Source organism: Micromonospora sonneratiae, assembly GCF_042679305.1.
Taxonomy (GTDB): domain Bacteria; phylum Actinomycetota; class Actinomycetes; order Mycobacteriales; family Micromonosporaceae; genus Micromonospora_H; species Micromonospora_H sonneratiae.
Genome location: NZ_JBHTMP010000006.1, coordinates 145,575 through 163,878 on the forward strand (window position 1 = coordinate 145,575; position 18,304 = coordinate 163,878).

At 70.3% G+C, this 18,304-nt stretch carries 9 protein-coding genes and 1 pseudogene; 8 read left to right on the forward strand and 2 right to left on the reverse strand.

Annotated features, from left to right (window positions below):
* Positions 1-31: 31 nt before the first annotated feature.
* A pseudogene (locus ACFQ4H_RS06180) lies at positions 32-112 on the reverse strand (hypothetical protein); the annotation flags it as partial.
* Positions 113-499: 387 nt separating this feature from the next.
* Between ACFQ4H_RS06180 and ACFQ4H_RS06185 the strand changes: the two are divergent.
* Positions 500-640 carry a hypothetical protein gene (locus ACFQ4H_RS06185; protein WP_377567906.1) on the forward strand — a complete coding sequence of 47 codons (141 nt, stop codon included), beginning with the start codon at positions 500-502 and terminating at the stop codon, positions 638-640.
* Between the two features lie 88 nt (positions 641-728).
* On the opposite strand, the gene ACFQ4H_RS06190 is transcribed toward ACFQ4H_RS06185, so the two are convergent.
* Positions 729-2,969 (reverse strand): TOMM precursor leader peptide-binding protein, encoded by a 2,241-nt coding sequence (locus tag ACFQ4H_RS06190; RefSeq protein WP_377567908.1) that lies wholly within the window; start codon positions 2,967-2,969, stop codon positions 729-731.
* A gap of 420 nt (positions 2,970-3,389) precedes the next feature.
* On the opposite strand from ACFQ4H_RS06190, the gene ACFQ4H_RS06195 reads away from it, so the two are divergent.
* The 7 genes from ACFQ4H_RS06195 to ACFQ4H_RS06225 all read left to right on the forward strand — a co-directional run bounded on the left by ACFQ4H_RS06195 (position 3,390) and on the right by ACFQ4H_RS06225 (position 18,298).
* Positions 3,390-4,343: an ABC transporter ATP-binding protein gene (locus tag ACFQ4H_RS06195; RefSeq protein ID WP_377567910.1), complete on the forward strand. Its 954-nt coding sequence runs from the start codon at positions 3,390-3,392 to the stop codon at positions 4,341-4,343.
* Complete coding sequence (locus tag ACFQ4H_RS06200) at positions 4,340-5,179, forward strand: ABC transporter permease (protein WP_377567912.1); 840 nt, start codon at positions 4,340-4,342, stop codon at positions 5,177-5,179. Before ACFQ4H_RS06195 ends, ACFQ4H_RS06200 begins: the two co-directional genes overlap by 4 nt.
* Before the next feature lie 21 nt (positions 5,180-5,200).
* Positions 5,201-5,437 (forward strand): hypothetical protein, encoded by a 237-nt coding sequence (locus ACFQ4H_RS06205; protein ID WP_377567914.1) that lies wholly within the window; start codon positions 5,201-5,203, stop codon positions 5,435-5,437.
* Positions 5,438-5,800: 363 nt separating this feature from the next.
* Entirely contained in the window at positions 5,801-9,391 is a 3,591-nt protein-coding gene (locus ACFQ4H_RS06210) for a beta-ketoacyl synthase N-terminal-like domain-containing protein (RefSeq protein WP_377567916.1), read from the forward strand.
* Complete coding sequence (locus ACFQ4H_RS06215; RefSeq protein WP_377567918.1) at positions 9,391-12,465, forward strand: thioesterase domain-containing protein; 3,075 nt, start codon at positions 9,391-9,393, stop codon at positions 12,463-12,465. The genes ACFQ4H_RS06210 and ACFQ4H_RS06215 overlap by 1 nt, the downstream gene beginning before the upstream one ends.
* Positions 12,462-14,783 (forward strand): lantibiotic dehydratase, encoded by a 2,322-nt coding sequence (locus ACFQ4H_RS06220; protein WP_377567920.1) that lies wholly within the window; start codon positions 12,462-12,464, stop codon positions 14,781-14,783. The genes ACFQ4H_RS06215 and ACFQ4H_RS06220 overlap by 4 nt, the downstream gene beginning before the upstream one ends.
* Positions 14,780-18,298 (forward strand): amino acid adenylation domain-containing protein, encoded by a 3,519-nt coding sequence (locus ACFQ4H_RS06225; protein WP_377567922.1) that lies wholly within the window; start codon positions 14,780-14,782, stop codon positions 18,296-18,298. Before ACFQ4H_RS06220 ends, ACFQ4H_RS06225 begins: the two co-directional genes overlap by 4 nt.
* Positions 18,299-18,304: the final 6 nt, after the last annotated feature.

Sequence of the window (18,304 nt, forward strand, 5' to 3'; positions counted from 1 at the left end):
ACGAGCAGCTGGAGCTCGACCACGCCATGACCATGGCGTCGATCGCGTCGACCTCCTCGATCTCGAAGGTCTCGGACTCCAGTGCGCGGAGTTCTTCGATGATTTCTGGCATATCGCCCTACCTCCCCTCAGGGGTCTCGTGGTGGCGACGGTGGGTACGATCCGGCCTGGTGTGTCCGGATAGTTCCACCACCATGCTCCGGCCGGAGTCGACCGTCATCCGCTGCCGGAGCTGCGGTGGTTGGTGCGACGGCTGCAGCAGTTGGGGTGCTGCAGCCGTCGTATCCGCCCACGACGGTCGTCCCGGATTCGACCGGACCGGCCCGGGGATGTCCGTTGGTGCCACACCACCACTGGTGGTGCAGTCGAGGCACGCGCGTTACCCGCCGACCAGCGCATCCTGGCCGGCGGTTCCTGTCTTCGCTGCGGCACCACGCCCCATGGCTGTCCCGCCCCGGAGCTACCGGATGGTCCTCCGGTAGATCAGCCGCAGCTCGAGGTGCTGGTGCTGGTGCTGCAGCAGCTCGACGTGCTGCAGCTGCAGCAGCTGGAGCACGAGCAGCTCGAGCTGGTCGCGGCGGCCAGAGCGTCGCCGCCGTCCTCGATCTCCTCGATCTCGAAGGTCTCGGTCTCGAGCTGACGCAGTTCGTCGTTCAGCATGATCGGCATTGTCATTCCTCCTTCACTGGTGATTCGCGTGCCTCCCCGGCACCAATCCGGGGTGGTGGTCACTCGATCGCCGCGCCGCGGCGCCAGAGCAGTACGACGCCGGCGCGTAGCGCCTGGGTCGTGCCGATGTCCGGGGTGGTGGTGTCGACGAGCAACGCGGTGAGGCCCTGGTCGGCCAGGGCGGCGAGGATCTCGTCACTGGTCGTGTCAGCGCCGGACGGCGGGCCGTCGGTCTCCGCCGCCGCGTCGGCCGACGACCCGATGGTGCGTGGGTCGAAGTCGGCCAGCAGCGGATCGCCGAGGTCGGCTTCGGCATGCTCGAAGTGCCGTACCTGCACCAGGCCGACCAGATCCCGTACCGCCGTGAGCTGGGCCTGTCGGGCGGTCAGACCCGCGCCGACCGTCCACAGGGGCGGCGAGTCGGTGGAGCCCCCGGTCGTGGCCAGCACCGCGTGCGCCGGCCGGGCACCGGTGAGCGCGTACACCTGGATGGTCTCCCCGAAGCGGCGGCCAGCCTTGACCGCCAGAGCGAGGTCGTCGTCAGCGGCCAGTGCGGACTCGGCGATGGGGGAGATCTCCGCCCGCCCCCGGGTCACGTCGACCAACGCCCGGTAGGCCAGCGCACTGGTCAGTCCGGCGGCCACCAGTTCCGCCCCGGTCACGCCGACGACGGCCCCGGCCGGGGTGCGTTCGGCATAGCGGTCGCGGTTGGCCGGTGACAGTGGGAGTGCGACGGCGGCGGGCACCCAGACCGGTTCGTCGGTGCCGAGCACCCGGGCCGGCAGCCAGCTGATCCGCCGCCCGGTCCGGTAGGGCACCGCTGCGGTGGTGGTCACCAGCTCCGACCACGGTACGGGCCGGCGACCGGACCGGATGAGCTCGTCAGCCGATGCGGTCACGGCCTCGCGTCGGTCGGCGATCCGACCGACGTAGTCGCGGATCGCCGACCGGTAGGCACCCAGCCGGGCACCCATCACGGTGTCCACGTCGAAGGCGGTGATCTCCCGTGGGCCCGCTACCCCGGGGACCCGGAGCCGGGCGACCTTCAACGGTGCCTGTTCGAGCGGATCGTCGACGAACCGGGTGAAGAGGCCGGCGTTCGGGGAGACCAGTACCTCCGCCTGCTGGTAGACCTCCTCATCGGTCAGCTTGGCCTCATCGGTCAGCTCGGCCTCGGCGGGCAGCGACGCTGACCGGGATCCGGCCTGGTCGTTCGTCGGGTACGGGCCCGGCCCGTCGGTGGCCACCGACGTGGGAGCGTCGCGGCAGACCGGGCAGCCGGGGTGCGGCAGCACCCGCTCCCGGGTGGACTCCAGGGTGGCCGTGTCCAGCAGGACCACCGACGAGACGGTCTCCGGCGGCAGCGCGCCGGTCAGCACGCGGAACACCTCGAAGGCGGCGGCGTTGCCGACCATCTGGGCGGACACCTCGTCGACCGGATCGGACGCGCCGTCCATCGGTCCGATCGCCAGCTGTCGCCACGCTTCGGCGGCTGCGGTCGGGTCGGCGTTGGCGGTGATGCGCAGTTGGGCGCAGAGCCAGCACGGGGCCGCGCCGCCGGCCGTGGTGGGGCCGAGCACGGCACGGCCGTGCTGCCACACGACGGGGATCAGGGGCGTCCCGGCCGAGTGGCAACGGCGGGTGACCGCCAGGACCGGGGCCAGCTGGTCCGGTTCCGCGCAGTAGACGACGGCAGCGGCATCGGAGATGTCCAACGGCTGGTCGCTGATCTTCACGGTGGTTTCGACCCCGTCGGCGCTCAGCCGCTCCGACTCCGGACGGAGGGCGTCACGGTAGGGCGCGGGTTCGTCCTGTGGGTGCAGGGTGATCGTGGCGCAGCCGTTGCGCAGTAGGTTGGTGGCGGTGGCCAGCAGGGTCTGCCCGGAACCGCCGAGCACCACGTGTGCGTCGCGGAGCAGTTGGAACCGGCCGGCGGGGTCGTCGACGAAATGGTCGATGAACTCGATCTGTCCGGCGAAGGCGCGGGCGACGGCCTCGGGGAGCTGGGTGCGGTGGCGGGCGTCCTTGGCGACGCCCCGGGCGGTGAGCGCCCGGATGAGCGTGGCGACCGTCTGTCGCTGCCCGGGATCGAGGCTCGCGCAGATCTGTTCGACGGTGTGTCGACCGTCGAGGTACGGCCCGAGCGTGGAGAGCCAGCGGAACGCCGTCCGTCCCTTGAGGACGAATGCGGTATCGGGACCGCGCAGATAGGCGCCGGCGGGCGCGTCGAGGAAGACCACGTCGTGGCGGAGCTTCGGGCGCATACCCCAGATGTCGGCAAGCTCCGGCGGCGGAATCATCGCAGCTCCTATGCGGACGACCATCGAGTTTCGTAAAGTGCCTACATGGTCCACATGGCAGTCTGGGCCGTCAAGAATATCTTTTTGATTGAACGGCAGTTGACCGTAGAGCGTCCTGATGCTTGCCCTATAGGGCCGAAGATTTTCCAGAACGCAGTGGTGGAGGTCTACAGATTTCACCCCGACACCGCTACCCTGTCCATGCCGTACCGGCGGGCGCGGGGGCTGCCCGGTCGGCCGCATCCTGCCCGAAATAGTGGGATCCTGTAGGTGGCCCGGGTCGTGGTACGACGCGGGGCGTCCGCCGACAGTCGTCGGCTGTCCGGAGCGGGTGGTGGCGGCCGACGCAGGCCGTTGACCAGCTGACGCAGCAGTCAGTTCGCAGTACGAAAGGGCCGGTGAGCGCGGCATGGTCGGGCGATGAGCGTGGATTTCGCCATCCACACCGAACATCTCACGAAGCGGTACCCCGGTGGCGTGGTCGCGGTCGACGACCTCACCCTGCGGGTGCCGGCCGGAGAGGTATTCGGCTTCCTGGGCCGCAATGGCGCTGGAAAGACCACGATGATGCGGATGCTGGTCGGACTCATCCGGCCGACCTCCGGAAGTCTCAGGGTGCTGGGTGGTTCCCCGTACACGCCGTCGACGCTGGCCCGGGTCGGCGCGTTGATCGAGGGGCCGACCTTCTATCCACACCTGTCCGGGCTGGAGAACCTGCTGCTGGTCGCCCGTTACGCCGGTGTGGCGACGGACCGGGTGCACCAGGTCCTGGCGGAGGTGGGGCTGGCGGCACGGGCCGGATCCCGCTTCCGGTCGTACTCCCTGGGAATGAAGCAGCGTCTCGGCGTGGCCGCCGCTCTACTCAAGGATCCCGACCTGCTGATCCTGGACGAGCCGACCAACGGGTTGGACCCGTCCGGTGTGGCCGACATGCGTGAGCTGCTCCGCGCCATCGGGCAGGGCGGACGGACGGTGCTGCTCTCCAGCCACGTCCTGGCCGAGGTGGAGCAGATCTGTGACCAGGTGGCGGTGATCGACGCGGGCCGGCTGGTCGCGCAGGGATCACCCGCCGAGCTGCGTGCCGCGCTCGGCACCGGTGAACTGTTCATCGTTGCCGAGCCGCAGGAGCAGGCGGTTGCCTGTCTCAGGGGGCACCCGGCGGTGGAGGCGGTGACGCCGCAGGAGGGTGCGCTGCGGGTGACGGTCGACCCCACGCTCGCCGGTGACGTCAACCGGCGGTTGGTGGAGGCCGGCGTCGAGGTCCGCGAGTTGCGGCCGGTCCGACACTCGCTGGAGGAGGCGTTCCTCGAGTTGACCACTCCGCACCGGGCCGACCACGCCGCCCATGATTCGACGCTGGAGGGCGTACGATGATCGCCTCGATTCGGGCAGCCCTCTTCGCCGACCGCCGTCGGCCCGCGGTGTGGTCGATCACGGTGGCCTGGCTGGTTCTGGCCCTCGCCTTCGGCATCGGAATCCCGTACATCGTCTACAGCGTCCTCTCCGGTGGGGACGATCCGGCGGCTGCCCAGGCGATCCTGGAGGCCCTGCTGCCGGCCCAGTTGGTACCGACCGGCATCGCCCTCTTTCCGCTCTTCGGTGGGGCGATCGTGGTGATCCTCGGCGCGCTGGTGGTGGGTAACGAGTACCGCTGGGGGACCCTGAACCTGATCTTCACCCAACGTCCCCGACGGGTGCAGGTGCTCGGTGGGCACGCGGTCGCGCTGGCGTTGCTGACGCTCATCCTGTCGGTCGCCACCTTCGTGGTGGTCGCGATCGCCACCGCGGTCCTGGCGGCGGTGGAGGGCCAGGCGGCGAACTGGCCGTCGGTCGGGGCGATCGTGCGGGCGGTGGCCGCCGCCTGGTTGATCTGTACCGCGCACGCCTGCCTCGGTTACTTTCTCGCGATCGTCTTCCGTAACACGGCGACTGCGATCGCCATCGGGCTGCTCTGGACCCTGGTGATCGAGAACGCGGTCAGCGGCATGGCCCTGGTGCTGACCCCCTTCGAGTACGTGCAGAAGCTGCTGTTGGCGCCGAGTTCCGGGGCCCTGGCCGGTGCGCTCGGAGCACCGTCCCAGTTCGAGGGGGGCACTCCCGGGGTGGTCGCGTCGTCGAACGGCTGGCTGCCGATGCTGGTGCTGATCGGTTACATCGTTGTCACGCTTGGTGCCGCACTCTGGGTGGCCGACCGTCGCGACGTCAGCTGAGCGGCGAGGGAGGAGACGACGATGGATTTCCTACTGGCGTTTGTCGTTGCCGGGTTGGCAGCCACCGGGGGCTGGCTGGTCTGGGGGGCCGGGCGTTTCCTGTCGACCTGGCGTCGTCGGCGTCACGAGCTGCGTCTGGCCCGGATCCGTGCAACAGCGGAAATACAGCAAAAAGAGAGGGAGCTCGATCTGCGCGAGCGCGAGTTGGCCAATGAGACCTATCAGGACTTTGTTCGGCGGCATCCGGAAGTGTGCTGATTGATTCGGCATCGCCGTCGATGTGTCGCTTTTTGTGGACTTGTTGGTAGGTGTTCGTTGCCTATCTGGGTTGCCCTGGAGGAGTGTCGCTTGTGGTGACTAAGATGGTGCGCGGCGTGCTGGCAGCGTTCAGCCCTTGTGTATGACTTGCCGTGTGACTGGTCGAACAGGCAAGATCCTTCGGGCAAACGGATGATCCTCCGTAAGATTTTCGGCTCAACCTGGCTTTCTGTGATCCCGGTCACATAGTTGAAGCCTTACGCTTCCTTCCACTTTAGAAAGCCTGGGGGAACTTCATGACTGCGCGTCTTCGCGATGGATGTCGCACGCCCGTGGACAGTCGGGTGACGTTTTAGTACTGAAATGACGCAGCCGACCACGATTCACCGTTTCATCGAGATCGCTGACCGTCTTCCAGGCGCCCCGGCGATCATCAGCGACGACGCCACGTTGACCTACGCCGAGCTGGAGGCAAAGGCCGGTGGCTATGCCGCGCAGCTAACCAACATGGACGTTCGCCGAGGTACGCGGATCGCCCTGCTCACCCGGCATGGCGCGCAGACCGTCGCGGGAATCCTCGGCGTGCTGGCCGCAGGCGGGGTCTACGTGCCGTTGGACCCGAGCTTCCCGGTCGCGCGACTGTCCCACATGGTCGACGCGGCTGAGGTCACCGTCATCCTCGCCAGCCCCGAGAACCTCGACCTCGCCCGTCAGCTCGGCGGCACCGACCTTCGGGTGCTCGTCGTAGCTGACGAACTGCCGCCCGCCCGGATCCGGCCACCGTCGGTGGACCTCGACGATCACGCGTACGTGCTGTTCACCTCGGGCTCCACCGGACTGCCCAAGGCGGTGGCGCAGACGCACCGCAACCTGCTGCGGGCGGTCGAGAACCAGATCAGCACCCTGGAGATCACCCCGGCCGACCGGCTCAGCCTGCTGGCCTCGTTCAGCTTCGACGCGGCCATACCCGACCTCTATCCGGCGCTGCTGACCGGAGCCGCGATCGTCCCGGTCGACCTCCGGCGGCACGGCGTACCCCACGCCGTGGAAGTGCTGGCCCGGTACGGGGTGACCATCTACCACTCGACGCCCACCGTCTACCGGTTCCTGCTCGACGCGCTGGGGTCGGTCCGCCTCGACCGGGTCCGTGTCGTGCTGCTGGGCGGAGAGCAGTCCACCTACGCCGACGTGCTGCGGGGGCGGGACCGGTTCAGCCGGGACTGTGTCTTCGTCAATGGCTACGGCGCGACCGAGGTGACCTTCGCGGCGCAGTACCGGATTCCGGCCGCCGAGGTGGGGCCGGAACACACCGGGCCGTTGCCGATCGGGGTCGCGCTGCCAGGCTACGAGCTCACGGTACTGGCGGACACGGGTGAGATCGCCATCCACAGCCGGTACCTGATCTCCGGCTACCTGCACCAGGAGAGCGACCGGTTCTCGGTCGGGCCCGATGGACGAGGTCGGTACCGGACCGGAGATCTGGGGCAGCTGCGTTCCGACGGCAACCTGGTCTGCCTCGGTCGACTCGACCGGCAGGTCAAGATCCGTGGGTACCGGGTGGAACTGACCGAGATCGAGTCGATCCTCGGTCACCGGTCCGAAGTGGCCGGCGTACGGGCGATCGCCCGGGACGGCCAGTTGCTGGCCTACGTCCGGCTGAAACCGGGAACCAGCGATGCCGACCCGGCGCGACTACGCCAGGCGCTGGCCGAGCGGCTTCCGGACTACGCCCTGCCCCGGGCGGTGGTCGTGGTCGACGAGTTCCCGCTGACCGTCACCGGCAAGATCGACGAGCGGGCCCTGCCGGACCCGTCGACCGCCACGCCACAGCCGGCCGAGTCGCCGATGACCGGCACCGAGCAGAAGGTGCACGACGTCTGGTGCGCCGTGCTCGGCGTCGATCGGGTCAGGCACACCGACAGTTTCTTCGACCTCGGTGGGCACTCGTTGCAGCTCGGTCAGGTCCAGCAGCGACTGGTCACCGAGTTCGGGACACCGGTGCCGATCCTGCGGCTGTTCGAGCACCCGACCGTCGCCGCGCAGGCCGGATTCCTCGACGGTCTGGTCGCCCCCGGATCGCCGACGGGGTCGACGATGCCAGCGGGGTCGACGACGCCGGCCGGACCATCCATCAGCCCGGCCGGTGCGTCCGTCCGGCCGACCAGCGTTCCGGCGTCCCTGTCCGGATCGTCGGGGGGAGGACCGGAGCCGGTGCGCGAATACACGGGCGACGAGATCGCCGTGATCGGTCTTGCCGGCCGGTTCCCCGGGGCGGCGGACGTGTCCACGCTGTGGCAGAACCTCTGCGCGGGCGTGGACTCCATCCACGACTACACCGACAGCGAACTCGCCGAACTCGGGATCGGGCCGAAGCTACGCGCCGACCCGCGACACGTACGGGCTGGCGGCCACCTGGCCGGTGTCGCCGACTTCGACGCCGGGTTCTTCTCCTTCCAGGCGGAGGAGGCCAGGCGTACCGACCCGCAGCACCGGCTGTTCCTGGAGGCGTCCTGGGAGGCGCTCGAGGACGCCGGGCACGACCCGACCCGGTTCTCCGGAGAGGTCGGTGTCTTCGCGGCCACCTCGGTGAACCGGTACTTCCTCTTTCATCTGATGGACAATCCGGCCGTCGTGGGTGAGGTCGACCCGGACGACTGGGAGGCCCGGATTCTGGCCCGCCAGTTCACCGACCACCTGCCGGGGCAGGTCGCCTACCGGCTCGGTCTGTCCGGTCCGGCGGTCGCGGTGCAGAGCGCCTGTTCCAGCTCGCTGGTCGCGGTCTGCTCGGCCGCGCAGAGCCTGCTCGACTACCAGTGCGACATCGCGCTGGCCGGTGGAGTCAGCGTCACCTCGCCGCGCTACCGGTACACCGCCGGTGGGATGGCGTCGGCGGACGGCCGGTGCCGCGCCTTCGACGAGGCCGCGGACGGTTCGGGATTCAGCTCCGGGGTCGGCGTGGTCGTGCTACGCCGGCTGGCCGACGCCATCGCCGACCAGGACCGGATCTACGCCATCCTGCCGGGGTGGGCGATCACCAACGACGGTGCCACCCGGGCCGGCTTCGCCGTGCCCAGTCCCGCCGGTCAGGCCTCGGCGGTTGCCGGGGCACTGGCCGCCGCCGACATCGCCGCGGACGAGGTGTGCCTGATAGAAGCCCACGGCAGCGGTACGCCGCTGGGCGATGCGATCGAGGTGTCCGCACTCAACGAGGTGTACGGCGACGTCGGGCGAGGCGATCTCTGCGCGCTCGGATCGATCAAGACCAACATCGGCCACCTCGACGCGGGTGCCGGGGTGGCCGGGCTGATCAAGGCCGTCCTCGCGGTACACCACGGCGTGATCCCGCCGAACCTGCACTTCAACCGGGCACATCCGGAGGTCGATCTCGCGGCCGGCCCGTTCTACGTACCGACCAAGGTGCACGACTGGCCGGACGTCGACCGGCGGGTGGCCGGGGTCAGCTCCTTCGGCATGGGCGGCACCAATGCGCACGTGCTCGTGGAACAACCGCCAGCTGTCGAGCCGGCCACTGCTCCATCGGCTGCCAGCGGTGCCGCAGCGGACGGCTATCCGCTGCCTATCTCCGCCCGTACCCCGGCCGCACTGCGGGCCGCCATCGGGCGGCTCCGGCAGCATCTGGTGACCGAGTCGCCCGCGCTGGCCGATGTCGCCCACACCCTGGTCACCGGACGGCACGCCTTCGACTGCCGGGCGGTGGTCGTCTGCGGCAACCTCACCGACGCCGTCGCCGGACTGGACGCGCTGCTCGACTCGGACAGCCGGCTGGCGGGTACCCCCGGGGAACTGCTCGACCTCGGTGCACGTTGGGTGGCTGGCGGCGACGTCGACTGGCCCGCATCCGCCGACGGATCAGCTCGACGGATCCGGCTTCCCACGTACCCCTTCCAACGCAGCAGGTATTGGATCGACCCTCCCACTAAGGAACTTCCATAATGAACTGGTTCGTCTCCACGGACCCTGGACCCACCGCTGCGACACAACTGTTCTGCCTTCCGTACGCCGGGGCAGGGGCCAGTGTGTTCCGTGGCTGGCAGGCCGAGATCGGCAACGACGTCGAGGTGCTGCCCGTCCAGTTGCCCGGGCGGGAACACCGGATCATGGAAGATCCGGAGTTCGCCGTCGCCGATGTCGCGGCCGCCATCGCCGAGCGTGCCGACCGCCCGTACGCCATCTACGGACACTCGATGGGGGGCCGCGTCGGCTTCGAGGTGATCCGCGAGTTGCGGCGTACCGGAGCTGCACTGCCCGTCCGGCTCTACGTCGGCGGGGCCAGGGCACCGCACGTGAACTCCACCAGCCTCTTCGACGGGCTGTCCAAGGTGGACGACGATGAGCTGCTCCGGCGGCTGGCCGACAGCGGCTCGCTGCCGCCCGAGGTGCTGGCCAACTCCGAGCTGGTGGAGCTGCTGCTGCCCCTGCTGCGGGCCGACTTCGGTCGGGTCGACAGCTACACCTACCAGCCGGAGGAGCCGCTGCCGATGCCGATCGTGGCGTTCTCCGGCCGGCAGGACCGGGCGGTGTCGCTGGCCGAGAGCCAGGCCTGGGCCGAGCACACCGCCGGCGGTTTCACCCTGTACGAGCTGGACGCCGGCCACTTCTTCCTGCACGACGTCAAGGCCGAGCTGATCGGCCTGCTGCGGGCCGACCTGGTCGGTCAGCGTACGGCCGACCGAGGCGCGGCCGGTCAGCGTACGGTCGGCCAGCACCGGGTTCCGCTGGGCGACACCGGTTGGTCGGTGTGGCGGGACGCCATCCTGCGTAGCACCGGGTTCCCGGCCGACGGACTGAACCTGCTGTCCGCCCCGCAGGCCGCGGCGGCTGCCGACGAGTTCATCAACACCGGCGCCGGGGGCGACCTGTTCGACAAGGAGTTCACCGAGGCGCTGGGCGCCGGCGGCCGACGGCTGCGGGCCATCGCGGCGGACCCGCTGGTCCGTGAAGCGATCACCTGGCAGAACCCGGGTGCGCTGGTGGCGCTCGACGGGTTGGTCAACGGCGGAGACAACGCCCCCCGCAACGTCCGCCGCCGAGACCGGGAGCGGGCGCTGCTGATGTACTGGCAGCGCTACTGCGGTAAGAACGAAACGGTCGGGTTCTTCGGTCCGAGCTGCTGGGTGACCATCGACCCGGAGACACCGCAGCCGGTGGTCGCCACCCCCGGGACCGGCCTGGTCCGGCGTCGCTGGGTGCCGTTCGAGTCCTGGGCGCTGTCCGCGTACGCGGACACGCTCAACGCCGACCTGGCTGTCCGGCGCTGGTGGCCGCCGATGCTGTGCCCGCAGTTGAGCCTGGCGGGCCGCGAGGTCCTGCGTCCCGGTCGGCCCCCGGTGGTGGTCTCCACGGTGGAGGCGGCGCTGCTGGCCGCCTGCGACGGCAGGAAGCCGGCCGTCACCGTCGTGTCCGACCCGAAGCTGGGCCTGCGTCGGCCCGAGGACGGCTACACCCTGCTCGACCGGCTCGTCGAACGGGAGCTGCTGACCTGGGACGCGGCGCTGCCGGTCAGTCCGGCCGCCGAGGGCGTACTTCGGGAGCGGATCGCGGCGATCGGCGACGAATCCGTCCGGTCGGTCGCCCTCGCCGGACTCGATCGGTTGAGTGCCGCCCGCGACCGGGTTGCTGCCGCAGCCGGCGACCCCGATGCGTTGCGGCTGGCGCTGTCCGCCCTCGACGGGACGTTCACCGAACTGACCGGCCTGCCGCCCCGTCGGCGCGGCGGTCAGATGTACGCCGGGCGTACGCTCTGCTACGAGGACACCAGCCGTGACCTCGACGCGGTGTTCGGTGCCGGCCTGCTCGACGACCTGGCTGCCCCGCTCGGAATCATGTTGCAGGCCGCCCGCTGGATGGTGGGCGCGCTGCACGACGCGTACGGCGCGGTACTCCGCCAGCTCTACGACGAGCTGCGGCTGGACGCCGGTGACGGCCCGGTGGCCCTGTCCGACCTGTGGTTCCTCACCCAGGGGATGTTCTGGGGGACCGAGGAACGGCCGGTCGACGCGGTGGCCGCCGAGTTCTCCCGCCGGTGGGCCGGCCTGTTCGGCCTGGACACCATGCCGGCCGGTGCCACCAGGATCGACGTAGCCAGTGCGGACATCGCGGCCCGGGTGGCCGAGGCCTTCCCCGCACCCAGGCCCTCCTGGACGACGGGCTGGATGCACAGCCCGGACCTGCAGATCTGCGCCACCGACGTGGAGGCACTGGCCCGGGGCGACTACTTCGTCGTCCTCGGTGAGTTGCATGCCGGCTGGGCGTCGTTCGACTGCGAGGTGTTCACCCCCTCCCATCCCGATCCCGAGCGTCTGCGTACCGCGCTGGCCGAGGACCTGGGCGAGCGGCGGATCCGGTTGTTGTTCCCCAGCGACTGGCCCCGGCGGACCAGCCGGGTCGCCGAGAGCCTGGTCGGCCCGACGGACCGGCAACTGGCGTTCGCGGCGGCCTCCGGCGCCGAGCCGGACCGGATACTGCCCACCGTCGAGGTCACCGTCTCCGAGGTGGATGGAGAGTTGGTGGCGACGGCCCGGGACGGACAGCGGTGGCCGCTGATCGAGATGTTCGCGACCCTGCTGAGCGCACACGCGGTCGACGGGTTCAAACTCGTCGCCGATGCGCCGCACACCCCGCGCGTCACCATCGACCGGATGGTCGTGTCCCGGCGGACCTGGCGTACCACGGTCGGCGAGACCGGCCTTGCCGACGTCGTCGGTGAGCGGGAGCGGTTCCTGGCGGTACGACGGTGGCGGCGGCAGCTCGACCTGCCGGACCAGGTGTATCTCAAGGTGGGAACCGAGACCAAGCCCTGCTATGCCGACCTGACCAGCCCGTTCTACGCCTCCAACCTGTGCTCGATGCTGCGTTCCGCCCGCCGCGACGCTGGCGACGACGTGTCGGTCGTGCTCAGCGAGATGCTGCCGACGCCGGACCAGGCCTGGGTGCCCGACGCCGAGGGCCGTCGGTACTTCAGTGAGCTGCGGATGCAGATCTTCGACGTGCCGGCAGGTGAGCGATGAGCCACCGCTTTCCGCTCGGGGACACCGGCTGGTCGGTGTGGCGTGACGTGCTGCTGCGTACGGCGGGTTTCCCCGTCGCCGGCCTGAGCCGGTTCGCTGCACCGGAGGCGGCGGCTGCCGCCGACGCGATGCTGGCCGGCGACGGCGATCCGGCACTCCTGGACCAGGCCTTCACTGCGGCCATCCGGGACAGCGCGATCGCCGCCAGCGAGATCGCTGCCGACCCGCTGTTGCGCGAGGCGGTCACCTGGCAGAACCCCGGTGCGCTCGTGGCACTCGACGGGTTGGTCTCCGGGGGACCCGACGCCAGTCGTAACAACCGGCGTCGCGAACGGGAGAAGGCGCTGCTGCTCTACTGGCAGCGCTACTGCGGCAAGAGCGAGACGATCGGCTTCTTCGGACCGGTGTGCTGGGCGTCGGCCGCCGAGACGAGCCAGTCGACCGAACTGCGGCCCGGCCCGGCGGTGGTCGCCCACCGTAAGGTGATCTTCGAGGCGTGGGCGCTGACCGCCTACGCCGATCGGCTCGGCGAGGAGCTTTCCGTACGCCGCTGGTGGGCTCCGGTGCTGTCCCCACCTCTGCTGGTCGACGGCCGGGAGCTGATCCGGCCGCTGCAGCCGTCGACCCGTCTGTCGCCACCGGACGCGGCGGCGCTGGCGGCCTGCGATGGACGGACACCGGCGTGGCAGGTGGTCCGGGCGTTGCTGGCCGACCCGGCCCTCGGGATCCGGTCCGAGCAGGACGGCTATCTACTGCTCGACCGTCTGGTGCAACGTGGACTGCTGTCCTGGGGTGCCGGCCTGCCGTTGAGCCCGGACGCCGAGCAGGTGCTGCGGACCCGGATCGCCGCCATCGGCGACGAATCGGTCCGGCTGCGTGTCGTCGAGGGCTTCGACCGACTCTGCGCCGGGCGGGACGCTGTGGCTGCCGCAGCCGGCGACCCGGAGAAGCTCGGCGTGGCGGTGGCCGCGTTGAACCGGGAGTTCACCGAAGCCACCGGACAGGCTGCCCAGCGGCACGGTGGCCAGATGTACGCCGGCCGGACCGTGGTCTACGAGGAGACCACCCGCGACGTCGAACTGGTGCTGGGGCGGGCGGTGCTCGACGAACTCGCCGCCCCGCTGGCGATCGTGTTGCAGGCCGCCCGGTGGCTCACCGCCGAGTTCGGTGCGGCGTGTGAACGGGTGCTGGCCGACCTATACGACGAGCTGCGCGGGCCCACGCCGCTGTCCCTGTCGGATCTGTGGCGACTCGCTCAGGGGCTGCTGTTCAGTGTCGAGGACAGTCCGACACGGACGGTGGCGGCGGAGTTCACCGCCCGGTGGTCCAAGCTGTTCGGCCTCGACTCGCTGCCGGACGGCCTGGCGGAGCTCCAGCTCAGCAGCGCTGACCTTGCCGACCGGGCAGCGGAGGTGTTCGCCGCGTCCGGTCCGGGCTGGCCCTCGGCCCGGGTGCACAGTCCGGACATCCAGATCTGCGCCAGCAGCGTCGAGGCGATCAATCGCGGGGACTTCCTGCTGGTGCTCGGCGAACTCCACCCGGCCTCGACGCCCTTCGACAGCGTGGTGTTCACGCCCTGGCACCACGATCCGGCCACGCTGCGGGCAGCACTGGACGTCGACCTCGGGCCGGGGCGGGTCCGGCTGCTCTATCCGGAGGGATTCCCCCGGCAGACCACCCGCACCAGGTACGGACTCGACTCGCCACGGGACTGCCAGCTGGGTGTCGACCACGCCCGAGGGGCGGACCTCGACCGTCTGGTGTCGATGACGGCAGTGGTGGTGGACGAGGTCGACGGTGAGCTGACGGCCATCCTTCCCGATGGCCGTACCTGGCCGCTGATCGAGGTGTTCGGCCACCTGCTGGGCGTACTGCTGCTGGACAGCTTCAAGCTGCTGGCACCGGCACCGCACACCCCGAGGATCACCATCGACCGACTGGTCGTCGCGCGCCGCACCTGGCGTACCACGGTCGGCGACACCGGTCTGACCAGAGTCCTCGGCGAACAGGAGCGGTTCCTCGCGGTCCGCCGTTGGCGACAGCAGCTCGGTCTCCCGGAACGGGTCTTCCTGAAGATCGGGACCGAGACCAAGCCCTGCTACCTGGACCTGCGCGGCCCGTTCTACGCCTCGGCGCTCTGCACCATGCTGCGTACCGCCGCCAAGTCCGGCGACGACGTGAGCGTGGTGGTCGGGGAACTGCTGCCGGGACCCGAGGATGCCTGGCTGACCGACGCCCAGGGCCGGGGCTACGTCAGTGAACTCCGGTTCCAGATCACCGATTCCGAAACCCACCGGACCAGTGGAGAACCCACGTGACCGAAACCCTGCCAACCGTTGCCGTCAGCGGTGCCGTGCTCGCGTATCCGGACGCAACCGTGCCGGATCTGATCCTGGAGCAGGCCGCCCGCCGCCCCGACCAGGTCGCGGTACGTCAATGGGACGACCAGCTCACCTACCGCCAACTCGTGGAGCAGGCCGCTGGGATCGCCGCTGCCCTGCGCGAGCACGGCGTCGGCCCGGAGACCCGGGTCGGGATCTGTAGTGACCGGCGGCCGACGTACGTCGCCACCGTGCTCGGCGTCCTGATGTCCGGTGGCTGCTACGTGCCGCTGGAGCCGGGCGGTCCCCGCCAACGTGCGCTGGAGATCATCGCCGACGCCGAGATCTCGGTGGTGGTCGGCGACGCGGCGGAAGCGGAGTTCGGCGACGTGCCGGGCATCCGGACCGTCGGACCGATGCCCGCGACCACGCCCACGGCCTGTCCCGCCACCCCCGGCAACACGGCGCACGTGCTGTTCACCTCCGGCTCCACCGGGCGTCCCAAGGGGGTGCTCACCACCCACCGCAACATCATGGCGTTCGTCACCGGATACGCGGCGGCGATGGACGCGGACGAGTCGACCCGGGCCCTGGGCATCTCCTCCCTCGGGTTCGATGCCACCACGATCGACCTGTTCGTCCCGCTCATCCAGGGCGGATCGGTCCAACTCGTCGGGACGCGGGACCGTAGCGACCCCACCCGTCTACAGCGGTTCATCGCCGAGCACGAGGTCAACTGGGGCTTCATCACCCCGACGATGCTGTCCGTGCTCGACCCGGAGGCACTGCCCGGATGGCAGATGGTGATGTGCGGCGGTGAGGCGGTGCCGGCCGCGCTGGCCACCCGCTGGGCAGCGGGACGTCGGTTCGTCGACGCGTACGGTCCGACCGAGTCGACGGTTCTCGTCGTCTCCGACGAGGTGACCGGTACGCCGGAGGACCCGCTGCCGATCGGCCTGCCGTTGCCCAACCACCGGGCGTACGTAATGGATGCCGACCTGCGTCCGGTCGCGCCGGGTGAGGTGGGCGAGCTGCTGATCGGTGGGCCCGGCCTGGCCCCCGGCTACCTCAACCGTCCCGGCCTGACCGCCGAGCGGTTCGTGCCGGACGCCTACTCCGGCCTTCCCGGGCAGCGGCTCTACCGCACCGGTGACCTGGTCCGCCAGCTACCCGACGGCCGGATCGTCTACCTGGGACGTGGCGACCGCCAGGTCAAGATCCGCGGGCAGCGGATCGAGCTGGGGGAGATCGAGACGGTGCTCAGCGAGCACCCGCAGGTGCAGCAGGCAGTCGTGGAGGCGGTGCCGGGCGCGTTCGGGGCGGAGCTGGTCGCGTTCCTCACCCCGGAGACCGCCCCGGACGAGCCGGAGATCCGCGCCTACACCCAGGCCCGGTTGACCAGCGGCATGCAGCCCGCGCGGGTGCTGCGGCTGGCGGAACTGCCCACCAGCCTGATCAGCGGAAAGCTGGATCGGGCCGTGCTGCGGGCGCTGGCCATGGAGACCACCGCACCGGCCGACGACTGGGACGACCCGGATGCCAGCCCGGTCCAGCGGGCCGTGGTCCGGCTCTGGCGACAGTTGCTGGGCTCGACCCCCGGTCCCGACACCGACTTCTTCCTGGCCGGCGGCAACTCGATCGCGGTGATGCGACTGGTCGCCGCCCTCCGGGCCGAGCTGGGCCGGGAGATCAGCGCCGACGACGTCTTCGCCGGGCGGCGGCTGGCTGAGCTGGTCGACCGGATCACCAACGCCGCCCCGCTGGCGACCGCACAGGAGTTCACCACCGGCAACCCGCCGACGCTCTCCCCACCCCAACGCCGACTGTGGTTCATGGACCAGCTCGCCCCGTCGAGCGCGCCCTACAACATCGCCCTCGCCACCCGGCTGCGTGGTGACCTGGACATCGCCGCACTCGGCCGCGCGCTGCGGTCGGTGGCGGAGCGGCACGACGTCCTGCGGTGGCGGGTGCCACAGACCGCCGGGGTGCCGTACGCGGTGTGCGAGGAGCCCAGCGACATCCCCGTACCGGTCGTCGACCTCACCGGCAGTGAAGACCAGGCCGTCGAACTGCGCAACATGCTGGCGGCCGGTGCCGAACACACCTTCGACCTGGCCACCGGACCGGCCTGGCAGGTGACCGTGTACCGGCTCGGACAGCAGGAGCACGTCCTGGCGATCACCCTGCACCACGCGGTCTTCGACGGCTGGTCGCAGGCCATCCTCTACACCGACCTCGCCGAGGCGTACCGGGCCGCCATCTCCGACGAAGCCGTGGAACTGCCCGCGCTGCGCGCCTCGTACGCCGACTATGCGGTCTGGCGGGCCGACCGTGACCAGCGCCAGGGACAGGCCGACCTCGACTGGTGGGTGGCGCACCTGGCGGACGCGCCGACCGTACTCGACCTGCCCCGGGACCGGCCCAGGCCGGCGGTGCAGACCTACGCCGGTGCGGAGACCAGCGCCATGCTGCCCGCGACGACCGACCAGGCCGTACGGCAGCTCGCAGCCCGACTGGGGGCGACCCCCGCCGGGGTGCTGCTGGCCGGTTTCGGGCAGCTGCTCAACCGGTTGACCGGGGTCGACGACCACGTCATCGGTGCGATCGTGGCCGACCGTCAGTTGGCTGCGTTCGACGATGTGATCGGGTTCTTCATCGACACGGTGCCGGTGCGGCTGCGTACCGGTGACGCCAGCTTCGAGGAGTTGGTCCGGCGGGCCGCCGTCGAGCTGCGGGACTCCACCGCGCACCCCGGCGCGCCGCTGGAACGGGTGGTGGACGCCCTCGGTGTGGGCCGGGACACCTCGCGTGCCCCGCTGGTCCAGGTCCTGTTCAACGTCCTCAACTTCACCGACCCGCAACTGCATCTGTCCGGTCTGGACAGCGAGACGGTGGTGGTCGACAAGCCCGGCTCGCCGTTCGACATCACGCTCTACGTGGTGGAGCGGAACGGCCACATCGGCTTCGACGTCGTCTACAACCCCGACCTGTTCGACGCGGACCGGATCGACGGGCTGCTCGGCGACCTCGTCGAGCTGACCGGGGCACTGACGGCGGCACCGGGGGAGCCGGCCGCCGCTGTCGCCACCCACCTGCCGGGCGCCGCGGTGCGGCAGGCCCGGCCGGAGGCGATGACCACCATCGTCGCGGTCGAGCCGCTCCGACCGGTCGTGGCCACCGGCTCGGACGAGCTGACCCGGACCGAGGAGCTCATCAGCGCGGTCTGGCGCGACGTCCTGGAACACTCCCGGTTCGGGGTCACCGACAACTTCTTCGACATCGGTGGCCACTCGTTGGCTCTCGCCGCCGTACACGCTCGGCTCACCGCCGAAACCGGCCGCACCATCGTGATGCTCGACCTGTTCCGGTATCCGACCATCCGTACGCTCGCCGCCCACCTCGACGGGGCGGCGGAGCGGCCGGAACTGACCAGAGCCGTCGAGCGGGCCGCCGCCCGCCGTGGCCGTACCCGTCGTAACCCACCCCGCCGCGCCAGCGGCATCGCGGAATAAGAGGGA